Raw genomic sequence first — 18,318 nt, 5'->3', positions numbered from 1 at the left:
TTATTTAGCCTATGTTTTCAGTCGTTATAGAGATAAAAGCGATATACCCTAACACTACGAACAATTGTATGACAATTCCAACTGAGCTACAAATTAAACCCGAATTTGCTAGACCTCTACCATCTTCTCTGTTTTTTTCTATTTCTTTTATAGCTTTTCTTGACTTAACAACTCCGAAAACACCAAGAAACAAACCGATAAATGGTATAAGTATTGATAAAATACCTATAGTCAAAGAAATTACAGAATTACTATTTGTTTTAGTTTTATCAATCATTAAAAATCCCCCGTATAATTAATAATAAAGACCACATCACTTCTTGAACTTTTCTCCCTGTTAGTTGAATAAAGAAACAGCCTTTATACAGTAAAGTTAGATAATCTAATTGTATCATAGGTTTCTAAATTTGGTATTAAATTCCCAGAAATAATAAAGTCATTAATTGTAACTTCATTTCGTAGGTGCTTAAGCCTTCTGAGGTTTGGAACTACGTTAAGTAATTGTCCAAATGCTTCGTTGCTACGCCATTAAAACGTTGTATCAAACCTTTAAGGCGTCGGTGGTAGTTATTAACGTTTTGAATGTAGTACTACCCTTTCGTTCTGACTTTTTATCTGAATGGCGAGTGCGGTATAGAGTGGTGTTTGTAAGGTCGGTAAACGTCTTTCGACAAGCTTTACAACTATAACGCTGCTTTGTTACTTCACTGCTATCACCTCAATTTATTTGACCTTATTACAGAATGTTTGTACTAAGAAATCAAATTTCAACAACAAGCTTTAACAGAGCCTTTAAAAAAGAGCATGAACAAAAATGGAAAAATCATTTTGAGATCGTTACATATTAAAACGTATTGTATTATATTTGATATGATCTTCTCTCATCTGACTAGTAAAGTGTGCTCGATACACCATATAATCTGACTTAATTATGATAAAATAAATACGAGGTGAACTAACTTGAGTAAATTTTTCGAGAAAACAATCCATACAGAATCGATTTATAAAGGAAAAGTTATTAATGTTGATGTAGAAGATGTTGAACTTCCTGATGGGCAGGTATCAAAGCGTGAATTAGTGAGGCATCCTGGAGCTGTTGGTATTTTAGCCCTTACAGATGAAGGTCGGATCGTGATGGTCGAACAATACCGTAAAGCATTAGGGAAAAGTATTATTGAGATTCCAGCCGGAAAATTGGAAGAAGGAGAAAAGCCTGAAATAACAGCAAGCCGAGAATTAGAAGAGGAAACAGGTTATCGAGCTAACCAACTAGACTATTTGGTTTCCTATTACACGTCACCAGGTTTTGCGGATGAAATTATATACTTATATCAAGCAACAGGATTAAACCTATTAGAACAACGTCCTGATATGGACGAAGATGAATTTGTGGATCTAATTGAGTTAACAGTAGAAGAAGCGTTAGCTTTAATAAAGCAAGAACGTATTCATGATGCGAAAACGATCCAAGCGATTTACCACGTCATGGTTGAACGTATAAAGGGTGACTAGTTACATGCAAACCTATTATTTTGATGGCCATATTCATATCGGTCGTACGAAAGAAAATCAGGCTGTGAAAATTACAGCATCAGACCAGTTAACCCTTCATCACATTATCTCATTTGTGAAAGAAGCGAAGGGGATTGATATGATTGGCATAATTGATGCACATTCTCCCCATGTTTTAGAAGAGTGCTTTGAGCTAGTACAGGATCATGACTTTGAGGAATTAGAAGGCGGTGGTTTATCAGATGGAGAGTTAACCATTTTATTTGGTAGCGAAATTGAACTCTATGACCACAATTGCTCTGGCCCCATTCACGTTTTGTGTTATTTTCCTACATTAAAACAGATGAAATCATTCTCGAATTGGTATCAGTCTTATGTGAGCAATCCTCACTTGAGTTCACAACGAATCTATTGTGATGCTCAAACGTTACAGCATGAAGTAAAAGCGCGTAATGGATTATTCATACCAGCGCATATTTTCACACCGTTTAAAAGCTTGTACGGAAAAGGCGTTAAGACACACCTGTCTGAAGTTTTTGATCCCAATTATATTGATGCAGTTGAACTTGGCTTGAGTTGCGATACATCTATGGCTAACACAATTAGTGAATTAAAAGATTACACTTTCCTTACGAATTCAGATGCACATTCCTTAGAGATGATTGGTCGTGAGTATCAAGCGTTATTATTGCAAGAACCAAGCTTTAATTCGTTTAAACAAGTCTTATTAGAGAATGGCGAGTCGAAAGTAAGTTATAACTACGGTTTGAATCCCAAATTAGGCAAGTATTACTCGTCAGTATGTCAATCTTGTCATCAACAAATTCATAATCCGTCACAATGTGAATATTGCCATTCAACCAAAGTATTAAAGGGTGTACCCAATCGTATAAATGAAATAGCTACGAGCCAAGGCCATATCGTCAAACCCAAGAGACCTCCTTATGTCTCACAAGTCCCTTTAAAATATATTCCCGGACTGGGCCCTAAATCATTATCAAAATTAAGAAGACAACTACATCATGATATGTATGTGATTCATGATGCAAGCTTTGAAGAGATCCAAACTGTAACAAATGAGCAAGTTGCTTCTAGAATCATGACACTAAGGGAAGGTAGTTTAGTTATTACGCCTGGCGGTGGGGGCCGATATGGTAAAATAGATTAATTTTAGAAGATCGATGTTCTACATTCATTTCTATTAACATAGGGTTTTAATAGAGTTGAAATGAATGGAGGATATCGCATGAAGTATTGGCCTAATGCACTAACAATACCTGTCCAACCTTATTTGAGTCTTTACGTTTTTCTATTTATTTTGTGGTCAATCGGGGTTGTGTTTGGTTCAATGATGGTGAGTAGTCTTGATTTCTTACAACAACAAGATTTATTTTTCTTTGTTGAACAATATTTTCAATCCGTTCAAAACGAATCAAGAGTATGGCTGTCTGATCTAACAGACTCACTATGGACACATGGTAAGTTTCTAACATTTATATTTCTATTTGGTTTATCATTTGTAGGATTACCCGTTGCTTGGTTTTTGTTATTTTTTAAAGGTGTTGTCGTAGGATTTACGGTAGGGTTCTTAGTCCACCAATTATCATGGCAAGGTTTTTTCTTATCTTTATTAGCTATTGCACCACAAAACGTTTTGATCGTTGCAGCTTATCTCATTATGACAACAAGTAGTATCGTATTTACGTTACATGTCTTGAGAATTCTATTTATTAAGCATCAAAGTTCACGCACTTTAGGTGAGGCAACCCGACATTATTTAAAATCCTATGTAATTGGGATTGTGTTAGTTTGTTTCGGTTCATTGGTGGAAGTTTCGGTTTCCTTTCATGCCTTAAGTTGGATGGCTGACAAATTATAATTATTATAAAGAAATAATAATTTTTATGACCAATTTAAAATTATTATAATTTGACACTCTATCTCCCGTTTTTTATAATATGAGTGTATGACTTGAGGGGAGAGATACGAGTGGAAGACCGTATTGAAAACATAAAAAAGCAATTGCACTCACAAAGTTATAAATTAACACCTCAACGCGAGGCGACTGTCCGTGTGTTGCTAGAGCGTGAACAAGATCATTTAAGTGCAGAAGATGTCTATCTCCTCGTGAAAGATAAAGCGCCAGAAATTGGTTTGGCGACTGTTTATCGGACACTAGAATTATTAACCGAAATTAAAGTTGTTGATAAAATCAATTTCGGTGACGGGGTTTCACGTTATGATTTAAGAAAAGAAGGAGCTGAGCATTTTCATCACCACTTAGTCTGTGTTGAATGCGGTTCAGTTACTGAAATTGAAGAAGATTTGCTTGGTGATGTAGAAGACATTGTCGAATCAAAATTTGAATTTGATGTTCGTGACCATCGTTTAACCTTTCATGGGGTATGCAAGAATTGCCATAATTAAAATGATATGTGATGAGGCCTTTTTCGAACCGAAAAAGGCCTTTTGTGATTAGTCACAAAGAAGCAAGTTGACGTACATTTAGGGTGAGCCATGTTATACTAAATTTGATGTACGTTAGCTTAATCTAAAAGGGGTCTTAATTTATGATAAATGATGCCACTCAGGATTTTTTACATTTTTTAAAAATAGAAAAAGGGTTGGCAGATAATTCGATTCAGTCGTATCGCCGTGACTTAAAGCAGTACATATTCTATTTAACCGAAACTGAAGGTATATCGTCGCTTGAAGCAATAGAACGTCACCATATTAGAGGCTTACTAAATGAGATGAAAGTAAATGGTAAATCATCAGCTAGTATCACTAGAATGATCTCAACCTTAAGATCTTTTCATCAATTTATTGTGCGTGAATATCAAATTTCACATGATCCCACTTTACATATTGAACGACCAAAACCAGAACGCCAACTTCCAAAAGTTTTAACTAATGATGAGGTCGAACGATTATTGAGTGTTTCAGGTGATAAACCGATAGATTTACGTAATCACGCCATGTTTGAGACCCTTTATGCGACAGGGTTACGTATTTCTGAATTGCTGTCATTAACAATTGACGATCTTCATCTTTTGATGGGATTCGTTCGAATTGTTGGTAAAGGAGGAAAGGAACGGATTGTTCCCCTTGGTAAGCATGCACAAGAAGCCATTCAAAATTATGTTGATCATGGACGTCACAAGTTGTTAAAAAATCAAACAAATCAAGCGTTATTCTTAAACCATCGAGGGAATACCATGACTAGGCAAGGTTTTTGGAAAGTACTAAAAAAACATGCACGTGATCAACATATTTTTAAAGAAATAACACCTCACATGTTACGCCATTCATTCGCAACGCATTTATTAGAGAATGGGGCTGATTTACGAGCAGTACAAGAGATGTTAGGTCATGCTGATATATCAACGACTCAAATTTATACACATGTATCAAAAGCAAGATTGACAGAAATTTATAAAGATTTTCATCCACGTGCATAATGGAATAAGATTATGATATAGTGATAATCGTTTCCTTAGATAAGATCGCTTTTATAATTAAAGCGGTTACAGAAAGATCAAGATAAAGGATAGAAAGTGGAGGTTTATAACATGTCATTTAACCGAGTATTTTTAATTGTTATGGATTCTGTAGGAATTGGAGAAGCACCAGATGCTAAACATTTTAACGATGTTGGTGCAGACACTCTTGGTCATACAGCGCAACATATGGGTGGTTTGAACATGCCTAACATGGAACGTTTGGGTCTAGGTAATATTCGTGAAGTAGAAGGTGTTCAAGCCGCTGATCAACCAGAAGCTCATCATACTCGTATGGTAGAAGCATCAGCTGGTAAAGATACAATGACAGGTCATTGGGAAATCATGGGGCTACGTATTGATCAACCATTCCGTGTATTTCCAGACGGATTCCCAGACGAGCTTGTGAAGCGTTTAGAAGAAAAAACAGGTCGAAAAGTAATCGGTAATAAACCTGCTTCAGGTACTGAAATTATTAAAGAATTAGGCCCTGAACACGTTGAAACAGGAGCTTTAATTGTTTATACATCAGCTGACTCGGTTTTACAAATTGCGGCACATGAAGAAGTGATCCCAGTTGAAGAGCTACATGAAATTTGTGAATTTGCACGTGAAATTACGAAAGACGAACCATATATGATCGGTCGTATCATTGCACGTCCGTTTGTAGGTGAGCCTGGATCGTTTGAACGTACATCCAATCGTCATGATTATGCATTAAAACCGTTTGGTCGTACTGTGATGAACTTCTTAGAAGACGATGGCTATGATGTTGTTGCTTTAGGTAAGATTTCAGACATCTACGATGAAGAAGGTGTGACTGAAGCCATTCGTACAGATGATAATTCTGACGGTATGGATAAACTAGTTGCTTCAATGGATAAAGATTTTAACGGTTTAAATTTCTTAAACTTAGTTGATTTCGATGCTAAATACGGCCACCGTCGTGATCCACAAGGTTATGGTGAAGCTTTAGAAGAATTCGATCGTCGTTTACCTGAAGTCTTGGATAAATTAAAGGAAGACGACTTATTACTCATTACAGCTGACCATGGTAATGATCCGATTCATCACGGAACAGATCACACTCGTGAATATGTACCGTTAGTCGCTTATCATAAAGGCATTTCTGCTGGACAAGCATTATCAGAACGTCAAACATTTGCTGATATTGGTGCAACAGTTGCTGAAAACTTTAAGACTAAGCAACCGGAACATGGTGAAAGCTTTTTAGATGATTTAACTAAATAATTTAATAGTATGGGAAACAGTTAGCTGAAACTGTTTCCCTGGATTTTGATTAGATAACCAAAAGGAGATGGAGTCATGTCAGTCTTAGAACAAATTCAAGAATCTGAGCAGTATATTTCTCAACAATTAAACGCGTCTAAACCGACAATCGGTCTAATCCTAGGTTCTGGTTTAGGCATATTAGCTGAAGAGATTGAAAACCCAGTTACAATCCCATATTCTGAAATTCCGCATTTTCCTCAATCGACCGTTTCTGGTCATAAAGGGCAATTAGTTATTGGCGAACTACAAGGAAAGCAAGTTGTCGCTATGCAAGGGCGTTTTCACTACTATGAAGGCTATGATATGCAACATGTGACATTCCCAGTACGTGTTATGAAGCAATTAGGTGTTGAAAAGCTATTAGTGACAAATGCTGCAGGTGGCATTAATGAATCATTTGATCCTGGTGATTTAATGATTATTCAAGATCATATTAACAACATGGGAGACAACCCTCTAATCGGAAAAAATATTGATGAACTTGGACCGCGTTTCCCTGATATGTCTGAAGCGTATGACCGTGATTTACGTAAATTAGCGGAAGCTGCAGCTGCAGATTTGAACTTGTCTGTTCGTAAAGGGGTTTATGTAGGGAACACTGGACCAACATATGAAACAGCAAGTGAAGTTAAAATGTTAAGAACTTTAGGTGGCGATGCTGTAGGTATGTCTACAGTACCAGAAGTTATTGTAGCTAATCATGCTGGTATCGATGTGTTGGGTATTTCATGCATTTCAAACATGGCAGCTGGTATCTTAGATCAACCGTTGTCTCACGATGAAGTTATTGAAACAACTGAAAAAGTAAGACAACAATTCATTCAACTCGTTAAACAAATCTTACAAACGATGTAAAGGAGGCGCTTCTAATGCGCATGAACGATATTATTGAAAAGAAACGTGATGGTATAGCTTTATCAGATGAAGAGATTAACTTCTTTATTGATGGTTATACTGATGGTACCATTCCGGATTATCAAGCAAGTGCCTTATCAATGGCAATCTACTTTAACGGAATGACCGAACAAGAACGTGCAACTCTCACTATGCGTATGGTTGAATCAGGCGATACCATTGATTTATCACCAATTGAAGGAATCAAGGTTGATAAGCACTCTACTGGTGGTGTAGGCGACACAACTACTTTAGTATTAGCGCCTTTAGTGGCAGCAGTTGGTGTTCCAGTTGCTAAAATGAGTGGTCGTGGACTAGGTCATACAGGCGGCACAATCGATAAGCTTGAAGCTGTTCCTGGTTTTCACGTTGAAATTGAAAATGATGAGTTTATTCGTTTAGTTAATGAAAACAAGATTTCGGTTATTGGCCAATCGGGTAACTTAACACCTGCCGATAAAAAACTATATGGTCTACGCGATGTAACAGCGACTGTTAATTCGATTCCACTCATTGCAAGCTCAATTATGAGTAAGAAGATTGCTGCAGGTGCTGACGCGATTGTTTTAGACGTTAAAACAGGTGCAGGCGCCTTCATGAAGAGCGAAGAGGAATCCATTGAACTCGCTAAGGCAATGGTATCGATCGGTAATAATGTAGGTCGCCAAACGATGGCAGTCATTAGTGATATGGGCCAACCACTAGGTCGAGCAATTGGTAATGCTTTAGAAGTAGAAGAAGCCATTAAGACATTACGCGGTGAAGGACCAGAAGATTTGACTGAATTATCATTAACTATTGGTAGTCAGATGGTAGTAGTAGGTGGACAAGCTGAAACATTAGCTGAAGCTCGTGAAAAATTAGAAGCTGTGATCGAGAATGGTCAAGCACTCGAGACCTTTAAAACGTTCCTTTCATCTCAGGGTGGCGATGCTTCCGTCGTGGATAATGTTGATGGTTTACCACATGCTAAATATCAAATTGAACTACCAGCTAAGACATCTGGTTATGTTAGTGAAATTATTGCAGATGAAATTGGTCAAGCAGCTAGCCTATTAGGTGCAGGACGTCAGACAAAAGATTCTGTCATTGATTTAGCTGTAGGATTAGTTCTTAATAAGAAAGTCGGCGATTACGTAGAAGAAGGCGAATCCCTTTGTACAATCCATAGTAATCAAGAAGACGTTGATTCAATCAAAGAAAAGCTTTACCACAATATAACCATTACGCGTGAACAAATTGAAGCACCATCGTTAATTAAAACGATTGTTTCTGAATAAATAAGATTCCGAACCCAAGATGTTTCGTATCTAACGAGACATCTTGGGTTTTTTTATGTTTCGTTCAATTCCTCTTTTCTATAATTACGATTTATTTGTCATAATTTCTGTTTCTTTGGAAAAAATATCTATCAGAAATGGAGGGATTGAATAATGCGTCAACTATGTATCATAACATTATTATTCAGTGTACTATGGCCAACGACTATATTTGCTAATGAGAAGGAATCATTAGTTGAATCGGCAAAATCTGCTGTTTTACTGGAAGCAGATACAGGTGAAGTTTTATTTAATGAAGAAGGTGATAAACGGTTGCCTCCCGCAAGTATGACTAAACTTATGTCGATGTTATTAATCGTAGAAGCAATCGATGAAGGCGAATTAGAATTAAATGAGACTATTCAGATTAGTGAAAATGCCGAATCAATGGGTGGATCGCAAATTTATTTAGAAGCTTTTGAAGAAATGAAAGTAGAAGAATTGTTAAAAGCAGTTGCTGTGGCTTCAGCAAATGATGCTACAGTCGCTTTAGCTGAAGCAGTGGCTGTTACAGAACAAGCATTTATTGATCAAATGAATCAAAAAGCAAATGACTTAGGTTTAGAAAATACACAATTTCAAAATACGACAGGTTTACCAGATGAGGATCATTATAGTTCCGCTAATGATATGGCTGTAATAGCAAGAGCGCTATTAGAATACGACATGATTACGGAATATACCAAGATATATGAAGATTATTTACGTGAAGGAACAGAGGACGAATTTTGGTTAGTTAATACGAATCGCCTTGTTAAATTTTATCAAGGGTTAGATGGTCTGAAAACGGGATACACAGATGAAGCGGAGTATTGCTTGACGGCGACAGCCAAACGTGGAAATATGCGATTAATATCAGTCGTTATGGGGGCAGAAACTCCACAGAAACGTAATGCGGATACAACGGCATTATTGGATTATGCATTTAGCCAGTACCATGTTGACCCACTTTATTCTAGCGAAGAATCAGTTTATGAATATGATCATGTGAAATCAAGTCAAAACCCAATCCACCTCACACCTAAGCGTGATGTCACTTTATTACTAAAAAAAGGTGAAACATCTGATGATATAGAAACAGATATCGCACTTAAAAAATCTAGGTGGCCAGTGTCTAAAGGGGATAAGTTAGGGCAGATAACAGTGAAGAGAGACGGTGAAGTCATTAATGAAACACCACTTATTGTAAGAGATGAGATTCATCCTTCTTCCGCATGGACTTTATGGGGTCGTATGTTGAAACAATTAAATAATTAGCTTATTGCGTCGAATTGACACTAGTTTTGTTTTTTAGAAGGAATAAGAATGATCGAAGAAGAACAAGGTTCAATAGCATGTTGAAAAAGGAGGAAAAGCTATTGGGTCTTGTTTCTTATTTTGAACAAAAAGAAAATGTTTTGTTAATTCGTTTAGTTGGAGAGCTCGATCACCATGAAGCTGAAACGTTGAAAACGGACTGGGAAAGTTATCTTAGTACAGGAGACATAAAGCATGTCATTGTGAATATGGAACAGTTAAGCTTTATGGATTCTTCAGGATTGGGTGTGTTTTTAGGTCGATATAAACAAGTTAAAGCTTTAGAGGGTGAAATGGTGGTGTGTTCAATTAATCGTTCAGTTAAACGATTGTTTGAACTCTCTGGTCTTTTTAAGGTTGTGCAAACTGAAGCAAATGAAGCTGATGCCTTATCTCGATTGGGGGTGGCATCATGACTAATCATATGAAAGTCGAAATGGCAGCCAAAAGTGAAAACGAATCATTTGCTCGTGTTGTTATTGCTTCTTTTATTTCACAACTTGATCCGACCTTAGATGAATTAACAGAAGTTAAAACAGTTATATCTGAAGCTGTAACGAACGCTATTATCCATGGTTATGAAGCAAATGAAGAGGGAGTCGTTATTTTAGCGTGTTCAATTGAAGATGATGAAGTGACTATTTGGGTTCAAGATTTTGGTCGTGGAATTGATGACGTTCACGAAGCGATGGAACCTATGTATACATCAAAACCAGAATTAGAACGGTCGGGTATGGGCTTTACTATAATGGAGAATTTTATGGATCAACTTGATGTCCATTCTTCTGAAACAGGGACAACAGTCACATTGGTTAAACGGTTTAATCATGATCATCGGCCAATTGCGAAGTGATGTGTATGAGAGAAAATACTCAGGTACAAGCATCACAAGCACTGTCTCATGAAGAACTGATATCGTTAATCCAAAAAAGTCAGCAAGGAGATACTGAAGCTCGTGATAAGATTATTGAACGCAACACTCGACTGGTCTGGTCTGTTGTTCAACGCTTTATTAACAGAGGTTATGAAACAGATGATTTATTTCAAATAGGATGTGTCGGTTTAATTAAATCGATAGATAAATTTGATATAAGTTATGAAGTTCGTTTTTCCACGTATGCCGTTCCTATGATTATCGGTGAAATTCAAAGGTTTATTCGAGATGATGGTACTATAAAAGTCAGTCGTTCATTAAAAGAATTAAATCATAAAATTCGAGCCAAAACCGAGGAATTAACAAAGCAACTTAATCGTTCACCTTCCATGAAGGAGCTAAGTGAGGCGTTAGAGATTCCCGAAGAAGATCTTGTTTTGGCGATTGAAGCTAATCAAGGGACTCATTCGATTCATGAAACCGTTTATGAGAATGAGGGAGATCCGATAACTTTAATGGATCAAATTGCCGATCAAGGTTCGAATTGGTTTGATCACATTGCACTTAGAGAAGCAATTGAACAACTCGATCGGCGAGAGCAATTAATTATTTACATGCGTTATTATAAAGATCAAACACAAGCAGATGTTGCCGAAAGACTGCAGATATCACAAGTACAAGTTTCAAGGTTAGAAAAAAGTATTTTAGCCAAACTCGAAGATTGGTTGAATTCATAGGTGATGACAAAAGCGATTTCGTAAAATACGAAATCGCTTTTTGTTATTTATAAGGATTGTTAATACATGCTTTAAATGGAATCGGACATAATATAACTGAAAATCAATTAAGGAAGGATTTAATATGTCAGATGTGGTGTACGTTCGTCTAAAACAAAAAATTTCCGTTCAAAAAGGTCACCACATTCGTTTGGGCGATCTTGCGTGGGTATGTTGTAAAGAAGAATTACGTGAAAAAGTCCTAACCCTATTTATATACGAAGTTAAAGCATCTGATTTAACGTATAAAGTTATTGATGTATACCATGTCATCCAAAAACTAAAACAGCTTTATCCAGAGGTGGATATTGAAACAGTTGGTCCTTCACAAACTATTTTGGCTATAGAAAAACGTCAGCCTAAACTTTATCCGTTATATGTCTTTTTTGTATGGACGTTATTGTTTATTGGGGCTGCTATGGCTGTGATGAACTTTCACTTTGATGTAAGCATGCCGGATGTTCAGGATCAATTACATGAGATGATTGCTTACGATCTTGATCGTAGTGTTTTATGGTTGCAAGTCCCTTACTCTTTCGGATTAGGAATAGGGATGATTCTTTTCTTTAATCATTTTCTTAAAAAGAAATTCAATGAAGAGCCAAGCCCGCTTGAAGTAGAAATGTTTAATTACGATCAGAATTTATATGAATATGTCACGTTCAATGAAAATGAGCTGGATCATGATGATCATTAGTTATCTCGTTGAAATTATTGTTGGCTTATCAGCTGGATTAGCGGTTGGCTCAGGGTTTGTAGCATTCTTAACAGTCTTAGGAGTCATTCCAAGGCTCGTTCAGTTATCAAAAGCGAGGGAATTCATCAGACATTTCGAATGGGCGGTTGTTTTAGGTGCAATGGTAGGGATTTATTTGTCATTTGGAGAGTTGAAGTTTGTCACACACCCAATATTTGAAGCTTATTGGGGCTTGTTACATGGCATATTTATTGGAATGTTAGCAGCAGGGCTGACAGAAGTTTTAAACGTGTTTCCTATCTTGGCACGAAGGATGCATGTTCATGATTATATACCTTATTTACTAATGGCATTAGTGCTTGGAAAAATTATAGGATCATTGTTTCAATGGATTATCTTTACGCGCTAGGAGGTCAACTAACTTAATGATTACAAAGGATAACTACCAACAATCAATTAAACCGTATCAACCCAAACCAAAATTAGTTCAAAATTGTATCAAAGCCTTTGTTGTTGGTGGTCTGATTTGTGTGGTGGGTCAAGGGTTAACGATATTGTACATGGGATTGTTTGGGTTCTCTGCTAAAGAAGCTGGGAATCCGACCATTACTACATTAATACTGATCGCAGCGATTCTAACAGGCTTTGGTGTATATGACAAATTGGGTCAATTTGCAGGTGCTGGTTCAGCTGTCCCTGTTACCGGTTTTGCGAACTCAATAGCCAGTGCAGCACTGGAACACAAAAGCGAAGGCTTAGTCTTAGGTGTAGCTACAAATATGTTCAAGTTAGCTGGTTCTGTGATTGTATTTGGTACTGTAGCAGCCTATATAGTCGGCTTGATTCGGTTCACTGCTCAAACATTACTAGGAAGTTAAGGTGAGTAATATGAAACAAGGGAAGCAATCGTGGTTGTTTCAAAATGGTGTTTATATAAATGACACAGCAACTGTTTCAGGGCCTAAAGAAAAGCAAGGTCCATTAGGATCAACATTTGATCATTCCTATGAAAAGCTTCATTGTGATGGGAAAACATGGGAGCAAGCTGAACAGAATTTATTAAGCAAAGCAACAAATTTATGTATGGAAAAGTCAGGAGTTCGCGAAGATGCGTTAGATTTAATTGTGAGTGGTGATTTACTTAATCAAAATGTTACGAGTAATTATGTTGCCAGAAACTATTCCAGTTCAATGCTTTGTGTCTTTGGCGCTTGCTCAACTTCGATGGAAAGCCTTGCAATTGCTAGTTCACTGATTAATAGCCAAGATAATCAGTTTGCTTTAGCAGCGACGTCAAGTCATTATGCCACTGCTGAAAGACAATTTCGATATCCAACTGAATATGGTGGTCAAAAACCGGAAACAACAACTTCTACAGTAACTGGGGCAGGTGCTGCATTAGTGTCATCACAAACGAGCCATATTCAAGTAGAGGGGGCAACAATTGGTCAAGTCATTGACTATGGAGCAAATGATCCGCTTGATATGGGGTCTGCTATGGCACCTGCTGCGGCCAATACCATTATACAACATTTAACGGATTTTAACCGTCAAGTACATGATTATGACTTAATCTTAACAGGTGATTTATCAAGTGTAGGTACGCCTATTTTGAAAAAAATTTTGTATCAATCTGGTGTGGATATCGAAACGGTTCATGATGATTGCGGATTAATGATCTATCATCAGGATCAAAATATTTTCGCCGGTGGGAGTGGTTGTGCCTCATCAGCACTTGTAACATATGGCCATGTTATTCAGCAATTGCGCAGTGGAAATCTGAATCGAGTTTTGGTTGTCGCAACTGGAGCACTTCTCAATCCTACTATGATGCAACAGAAAGAATCAATTCCTTGTATTGCGCATGGTGTTGTATTAAAACGGAGTGATGCGATATGATCATGGATTTTGTTTGGGCGTTTATTGTTGGGGGTTCCATATGTGTCATTGGTCAATTACTATTAGATATTTTTAATTTAACCCCAGCTCATGTGATGTCGTTATTTGTCGTTTCAGGAGCTGTGTTAGATGGTTTTTCATTATATGATCGATTAATTGAGTTTGCTGGTGCAGGAGCAACAGTACCGATCACGAGTTTTGGCCATTCTTTGTTGCACGGGGCAATGGCACAAGCAGAAGAACATGGCTTTTTAGGAATTGCGATCGGTATTTTTCAATTAACGTCTGCAGGTATTGCATCTGCTATTTTATTCGGTTTTATTGTAGCCGTCATTTTCAAACCAAAAGGATAAAGGTGTGAGTAACCGTGTCGAAAGAAGATCAGATAAAACAGTCGATTAAAAAGAATCGTCGAGTGATGGAAGATAGATTAGGGATTGGCGTTTCCTTTGATATAGGTTACAGGACAATTAATGTTTTAGGCCGAGATGTAGATTTTTACTACGTTAACGGGTTAGTGGATACGCGATTCGTGATGAGAATTTTGGAAAACATTGTTGAGATAAATGATGTTGAATCTGAACGTGATAAAGTTGAAGATATTGTTAAGAACCGTCTCGTCAATCATCAATTTGAGTCATTGGATTCATATGAAAACGCAATGACTGAAGTTATGTCTGGTTTACTCGTGGTATTTGTTGATGGATTTGATCAAGCATTTGTAGTCGATGTCCGTAACTATCCAGGAAGATCCCCTGATGAACCAGACACAGAAAGAGTGGTAAGAGGATCACGTGATGGTTATACAGAAAATATCATTCAAAATGCTGGTTTAACACGCCGTCGTGTTAGAGATGAACATTTTCGTTTGGAAATTCAACAAGTCGGTAAACGTTCTCAAATGGACGTAGCTCTTATGTATATTGATGATATCGCTGATCCGAACTTAATTGAAAACGTTAGAAGTGAAATTGATAAAATTGACGTTGATGGTTTGTCGATGTCTGATAAAACTCTTGAAGAATATATATTAAAACAAGGAAGAACACCATTTCCACTGGTACGATACACTGAGAGACCAGATGTCGCTTCAGCACATTTATTTGAAGGACATGTACTAATTTTGGTAGATACAACACCGACTGTTATGATTACACCTACGACGTTTTTCCACCATGTACAACATGCTGAAGAATATCGTCAAGTACCGTTGGTGGGAACTTTTGTACGGTGGATAAGGTTTTTAGGGATTTTTGCTTCATTGTTTTTATTACCTCTTTGGTTATTATTCGTTATGGAACCTGAACGTTTACCTGAAAATCTTGGTTATATCGGACCATCAGAAGAAGGGAATGTTCCCATTGTTGTCCAAGCATTGATGGCTGATGTAGGGTTAGAATTTTTGAGGATAGCCGCCATTCATACACCGACAGCTGTCTCAACTGCATTAGGTTTGATTGCAGCGGTTTTAATTGGTGAAATTGCAATAGATGTAGGACTATTTACACCTGAAATTATTTTGTATGTAGCCATTGCAGCGGTAGGGAGTTATGCGACACCAAGTTATGAATTGTCAGTCGCTAATAAAATAGCTAGGATTGCTTTGGTAATACTAACTGCGTCGATGGGCGTCATAGGCTTGGTTCTAGGATCAACACTATATGTCTTACTATTAGCTCGGACTTATTCGTTGAATACACCTTATTTATGGCCGCTTATTCCATTTAACCCAAATGCCATGTATCATATACTATTTCGAGTATCTGTACCATTTGCAGAACAACGGCCAAGTATCGTTCATCCACAAAATCAAAAAAGAACCAAACCGAACTAAACTTGAACCTATGATTGACTTTTCATAGGTTCAAGTTTTATATTTTTTAGAGGTAAAAAAATTGCTTGCACATTTCCTATATGATAAGTTAACTGTATTGCAATCAGAAACGGACAGGTGAAATTATGAGTCAATCAACTTTTAGTATGACAGATCAAAAACTGACTGAACTTGCAGAAAAATACGGGACACCATTGTTTGTCTACGATGTGGATCACATAAGACGTAATGCTCGTTCATTTGTTGACACTTTCAAACAATATGATATAAATTATCAAGTTGCTTATGCGAGTAAAGCTTTCTCTTCCATTGCGATGCTTCAAGTTGCTAAACAAGAGCAAATGAGTTTAGACGTCGTTTCTGAAGGAGAGCTCCATACGGCTATTCAAGCAAACTATCCAATGCAAAAGGTTCATGTCCACGGTAATAACAAAAGTCGCACGGTTTTAGAAATGGCTGTTGATTACCAAGTTGGGTGTATTGTCATTGATAATTTTTATGAAATTGCTTTACTTGAGGAAGTATTAGAAGAAAAACAACAAACCATTAATGCGCTTATTCGAATAACGCCTGGTATCGAGGCTCATACTCATGAATATATACTAACAGGACAGGAGGACTCCAAGTTTGGGTTTGATCTAATTAGTGGACAAGCAGAACAAGCTTTAACTTATCTAATGGACCATCACTCCATTCATTTACAAGGTGTTCACAGTCATATTGGTTCTCAGATATTTGAAACTACAGGTTTCGAGATGACGACAGAGAAAGTGTTTCACGCACTCAGTGATTGGTATGAACGTTATCAATTTGAAGCAGAAGTTGTTAATCTAGGAGGAGGTTTCGGCATCCAATATACAAAAGATGACGAACCGTTACCTCTTTCAGAATATGTGCATACCTTAGTAAAATCTGTTAAAAAGGCAGCTGAAGAGTACCAATTAGCTGTTCCAGAAATTTGGATTGAACCTGGCCGATCAATTGTGGGTGAAGCGGCCGTGACAATTTATGAAATTGGAGCTATTAAAGATATACCGAATGTAAGAAAGTATGTTTCGGTTAACGGTGGTATGACGGATAATATACGACCAGCGTTATATGGGGCTGAATATGAGGCTACGATTATAAATAAACGTGACCAAGCTTTGGAAGAAACAGTGGCTATTGCTGGACAAAGTTGTGAAACTGGCGATATGCTTATTTGGGATTTAACTCTCCCTAAAGTGGAAAGTGGCGATTTATTAGCTGTCTATTCTACTGGAGCATATGGTTATGCCATGGCTAGCCATTATAACCGCTTTCCTAAGGCGGCTGTAGTGTTTGAGGAAAATGGTAAAGATCAATTAGTGATTCAAAGAGAAAGTGTGCAAGATTTGACACGTTTCGACTTAAGTTATGAATAAAATAGAAGGTAGGAATTAACATGAAACAAGGGAAAATTCAGTTTGAAAATGGTGAACAAATTCAGTTTGAATTATATCCGGATGGTGCGCCCAATACAGTCGATAATTTTGTGAAATTGGCAAATGACGGTTTTTATGATGGGTTAACCTTTCACCGAGTAATACCAGGCTTTGTGATCCAGGGAGGATGCCCAAATGGGACAGGCACAGGTGGTCCTGGTTACACAATTAAATGTGAAACAGAAGGAAACCCTTATCAACATGAACATGGAAGTTTATCTATGGCACATGCTGGAAAAGATACAGGTGGGAGTCAATTTTTCATTTGTCTAGATCAACAGCCACACCTTGACGGACGCCATACTGTATTTGGTAAAGTAACAGATGGTTTGGATGTTGTAGACCGTGTACGTCCTGGTGACGTTATGCAAACCGTGACAATTGAATCCTAACTTATATCACGTTAGACTATATCACGGTATGAATTGACAAAAGCTAAAAAAGGCGTATTCTATTATAGTGAGCTTACATGTTATGCCAAATTATTGTTTATGACATGTTAAGTGAGACGCACATGTTTAATGCAAAATCATACCATTATAACGTGATGTTCTTAGTTAAAGAGGGGTTTTTATGTTAATTAAATATAAAAAAAGCTTCGAGAAGATTGCGATGGGCTTATTGTCTTTTATGCCAGACGAAAAAGAAGTTAAAAAACTTCAAACAACCATCAAAGAATATGAATCCAATGATGATTGGCAGTTATTTCTTTGGAAAGAAGAAGATATCTTAGGTGCTCTTGGTGTGCGGTTTGAAGATGAAACCATTGTTATTCAACACATCAGTGTGACCCCTTCACATCGTAATCAAGGAATCGGAAAGCAAATGATTCAAGCATTAAAAGAGCAATATGGCGAGAAATACAATATTTGTGGAAACGAACAGACTAAAGAATTTTATGAACAATGCCACGCTTGAATAAACTAAAAAAGGTTTCAGCTTAATGACCATTAAGCTGAAA

The 18,318-nt window shown here is 37.1% G+C and carries 22 protein-coding genes and 1 pseudogene; 21 read left to right on the top strand and 2 right to left on the bottom strand.

The genetic code is table 11. The features are described from left to right. Positions 1-4 precede the first annotated feature (4 nt). Both ACKXGF_RS08645 and ACKXGF_RS08640 read right to left on the bottom strand, forming a co-directional pair. On the bottom strand, positions 5-277 hold the full coding sequence (locus ACKXGF_RS08645) for a DUF4190 domain-containing protein (protein ID WP_411953374.1): 273 nt from the start codon (positions 275-277) through the stop codon (positions 5-7). An 83-nt stretch (positions 278-360) separates the two neighbouring features. After that, positions 361-608, bottom strand: a pseudogene (locus ACKXGF_RS08640) (IS1595 family transposase); the annotation flags it as partial. Between the two features lie 352 nt (positions 609-960). On the opposite strand from ACKXGF_RS08640, the gene ACKXGF_RS08635 reads away from it, so the two are divergent. The 21 genes from ACKXGF_RS08635 to ACKXGF_RS08535 all read left to right on the top strand — a co-directional run bounded on the left by ACKXGF_RS08635 (position 961) and on the right by ACKXGF_RS08535 (position 18,275). Beyond that, positions 961-1,512 (top strand): NUDIX hydrolase, encoded by a 552-nt coding sequence (locus ACKXGF_RS08635; RefSeq protein WP_411953373.1) that lies wholly within the window; start codon positions 961-963, stop codon positions 1,510-1,512. Positions 1,513-1,516: 4 nt separating this feature from the next. Next, entirely contained in the window at positions 1,517-2,680 is a 1,164-nt protein-coding gene (locus ACKXGF_RS08630; protein WP_411953372.1) for an endonuclease Q family protein, read from the top strand. A 78-nt stretch (positions 2,681-2,758) separates the two neighbouring features. Beyond that, entirely contained in the window at positions 2,759-3,391 is a 633-nt protein-coding gene (gene spoIIM / locus ACKXGF_RS08625; protein WP_411953371.1) for a stage II sporulation protein M, read from the top strand. Positions 3,392-3,501: 110 nt separating this feature from the next. Beyond that, positions 3,502-3,939 (top strand): Fur family transcriptional regulator, encoded by a 438-nt coding sequence (locus tag ACKXGF_RS08620; RefSeq protein WP_411953370.1) that lies wholly within the window; start codon positions 3,502-3,504, stop codon positions 3,937-3,939. Positions 3,940-4,085: 146 nt separating this feature from the next. Beyond that, entirely contained in the window at positions 4,086-4,973 is an 888-nt protein-coding gene (xerD, locus tag ACKXGF_RS08615; RefSeq protein WP_411955576.1) for a site-specific tyrosine recombinase XerD, read from the top strand. A 111-nt stretch (positions 4,974-5,084) separates the two neighbouring features. Beyond that, on the top strand, positions 5,085-6,263 hold the full coding sequence (deoB, locus tag ACKXGF_RS08610) for a phosphopentomutase (protein ID WP_411953369.1): 1,179 nt from the start codon (positions 5,085-5,087) through the stop codon (positions 6,261-6,263). Between the two features lie 75 nt (positions 6,264-6,338). Then, positions 6,339-7,160 carry a purine-nucleoside phosphorylase gene (locus ACKXGF_RS08605; protein ID WP_167262457.1) on the top strand — a complete coding sequence of 274 codons (822 nt, stop codon included), beginning with the start codon at positions 6,339-6,341 and terminating at the stop codon, positions 7,158-7,160. Positions 7,161-7,174: 14 nt separating this feature from the next. Then, the gene (locus ACKXGF_RS08600; protein WP_411953368.1) at positions 7,175-8,479 is read left to right on the top strand and encodes a pyrimidine-nucleoside phosphorylase; all 1,305 of its coding nucleotides are present in this window, start codon (positions 7,175-7,177) and stop codon (positions 8,477-8,479) included. Positions 8,480-8,632: 153 nt separating this feature from the next. After that, a complete protein-coding gene (locus ACKXGF_RS08595) occupies positions 8,633-9,775 on the top strand; it encodes a D-alanyl-D-alanine carboxypeptidase family protein (RefSeq protein ID WP_411953367.1) in 1,143 nt (380 codons plus the stop codon). 101 nt (positions 9,776-9,876) lie between these two features. Then, positions 9,877-10,230, top strand: coding sequence for an anti-sigma F factor antagonist (spoIIAA, locus tag ACKXGF_RS08590; RefSeq protein WP_243864201.1), 354 nt, complete (start codon positions 9,877-9,879; stop codon positions 10,228-10,230). After that, the gene (gene spoIIAB / locus ACKXGF_RS08585) at positions 10,227-10,667 is read left to right on the top strand and encodes an anti-sigma F factor (protein ID WP_167262453.1); all 441 of its coding nucleotides are present in this window, start codon (positions 10,227-10,229) and stop codon (positions 10,665-10,667) included. Before spoIIAA ends, spoIIAB begins: the two co-directional genes overlap by 4 nt. A 5-nt stretch (positions 10,668-10,672) precedes the next feature. Continuing rightward, positions 10,673-11,425, top strand: coding sequence for an RNA polymerase sporulation sigma factor SigF (sigF, locus tag ACKXGF_RS08580; protein ID WP_411953366.1), 753 nt, complete (start codon positions 10,673-10,675; stop codon positions 11,423-11,425). Positions 11,426-11,549: 124 nt separating this feature from the next. Next, entirely contained in the window at positions 11,550-12,161 is a 612-nt protein-coding gene (locus tag ACKXGF_RS08575) for a stage V sporulation protein AA (protein ID WP_411953365.1), read from the top strand. Further along, positions 12,148-12,570 (top strand): stage V sporulation protein AB, encoded by a 423-nt coding sequence (locus ACKXGF_RS08570; protein ID WP_279588355.1) that lies wholly within the window; start codon positions 12,148-12,150, stop codon positions 12,568-12,570. The genes ACKXGF_RS08575 and ACKXGF_RS08570 overlap by 14 nt, the downstream gene beginning before the upstream one ends. A 16-nt stretch (positions 12,571-12,586) precedes the next feature. Further along, positions 12,587-13,039 carry a stage V sporulation protein AC gene (gene spoVAC / locus ACKXGF_RS08565; RefSeq protein ID WP_411953364.1) on the top strand — a complete coding sequence of 151 codons (453 nt, stop codon included), beginning with the start codon at positions 12,587-12,589 and terminating at the stop codon, positions 13,037-13,039. Between the two features lie 10 nt (positions 13,040-13,049). Beyond that, on the top strand, positions 13,050-14,060 hold the full coding sequence (gene spoVAD, locus ACKXGF_RS08560; protein WP_411953363.1) for a stage V sporulation protein AD: 1,011 nt from the start codon (positions 13,050-13,052) through the stop codon (positions 14,058-14,060). 2 nt (positions 14,061-14,062) lie between these two features. Beyond that, positions 14,063-14,413: a stage V sporulation protein AE gene (gene spoVAE, locus ACKXGF_RS08555; protein ID WP_411955575.1), complete on the top strand. Its 351-nt coding sequence runs from the start codon at positions 14,063-14,065 to the stop codon at positions 14,411-14,413. A gap of 65 nt (positions 14,414-14,478) precedes the next feature. Beyond that, positions 14,479-15,894, top strand: a complete 1,416-nt coding sequence (locus ACKXGF_RS08550; protein WP_411955574.1) for a spore germination protein — start codon at positions 14,479-14,481, stop codon at positions 15,892-15,894. Positions 15,895-16,019: 125 nt separating this feature from the next. Next, positions 16,020-17,297 carry a diaminopimelate decarboxylase gene (gene lysA / locus ACKXGF_RS08545; RefSeq protein ID WP_411953362.1) on the top strand — a complete coding sequence of 426 codons (1,278 nt, stop codon included), beginning with the start codon at positions 16,020-16,022 and terminating at the stop codon, positions 17,295-17,297. Between the two features lie 20 nt (positions 17,298-17,317). Then, positions 17,318-17,749, top strand: coding sequence for a peptidylprolyl isomerase (locus ACKXGF_RS08540; RefSeq protein WP_411953361.1), 432 nt, complete (start codon positions 17,318-17,320; stop codon positions 17,747-17,749). A gap of 181 nt (positions 17,750-17,930) precedes the next feature. Next, on the top strand, positions 17,931-18,275 hold the full coding sequence (locus ACKXGF_RS08535; RefSeq protein ID WP_411953360.1) for a GNAT family N-acetyltransferase: 345 nt from the start codon (positions 17,931-17,933) through the stop codon (positions 18,273-18,275). Positions 18,276-18,318: the final 43 nt, after the last annotated feature.

The sequence above is a fragment of the Alkalibacillus sp. S2W genome, from assembly GCF_046764385.1.
Taxonomy (GTDB): domain Bacteria; phylum Bacillota; class Bacilli; order Bacillales; family Alkalibacillaceae; genus Alkalibacillus; species Alkalibacillus almallahensis.
This window is presented reverse-complemented; position numbering and strand designations above follow the sequence as displayed.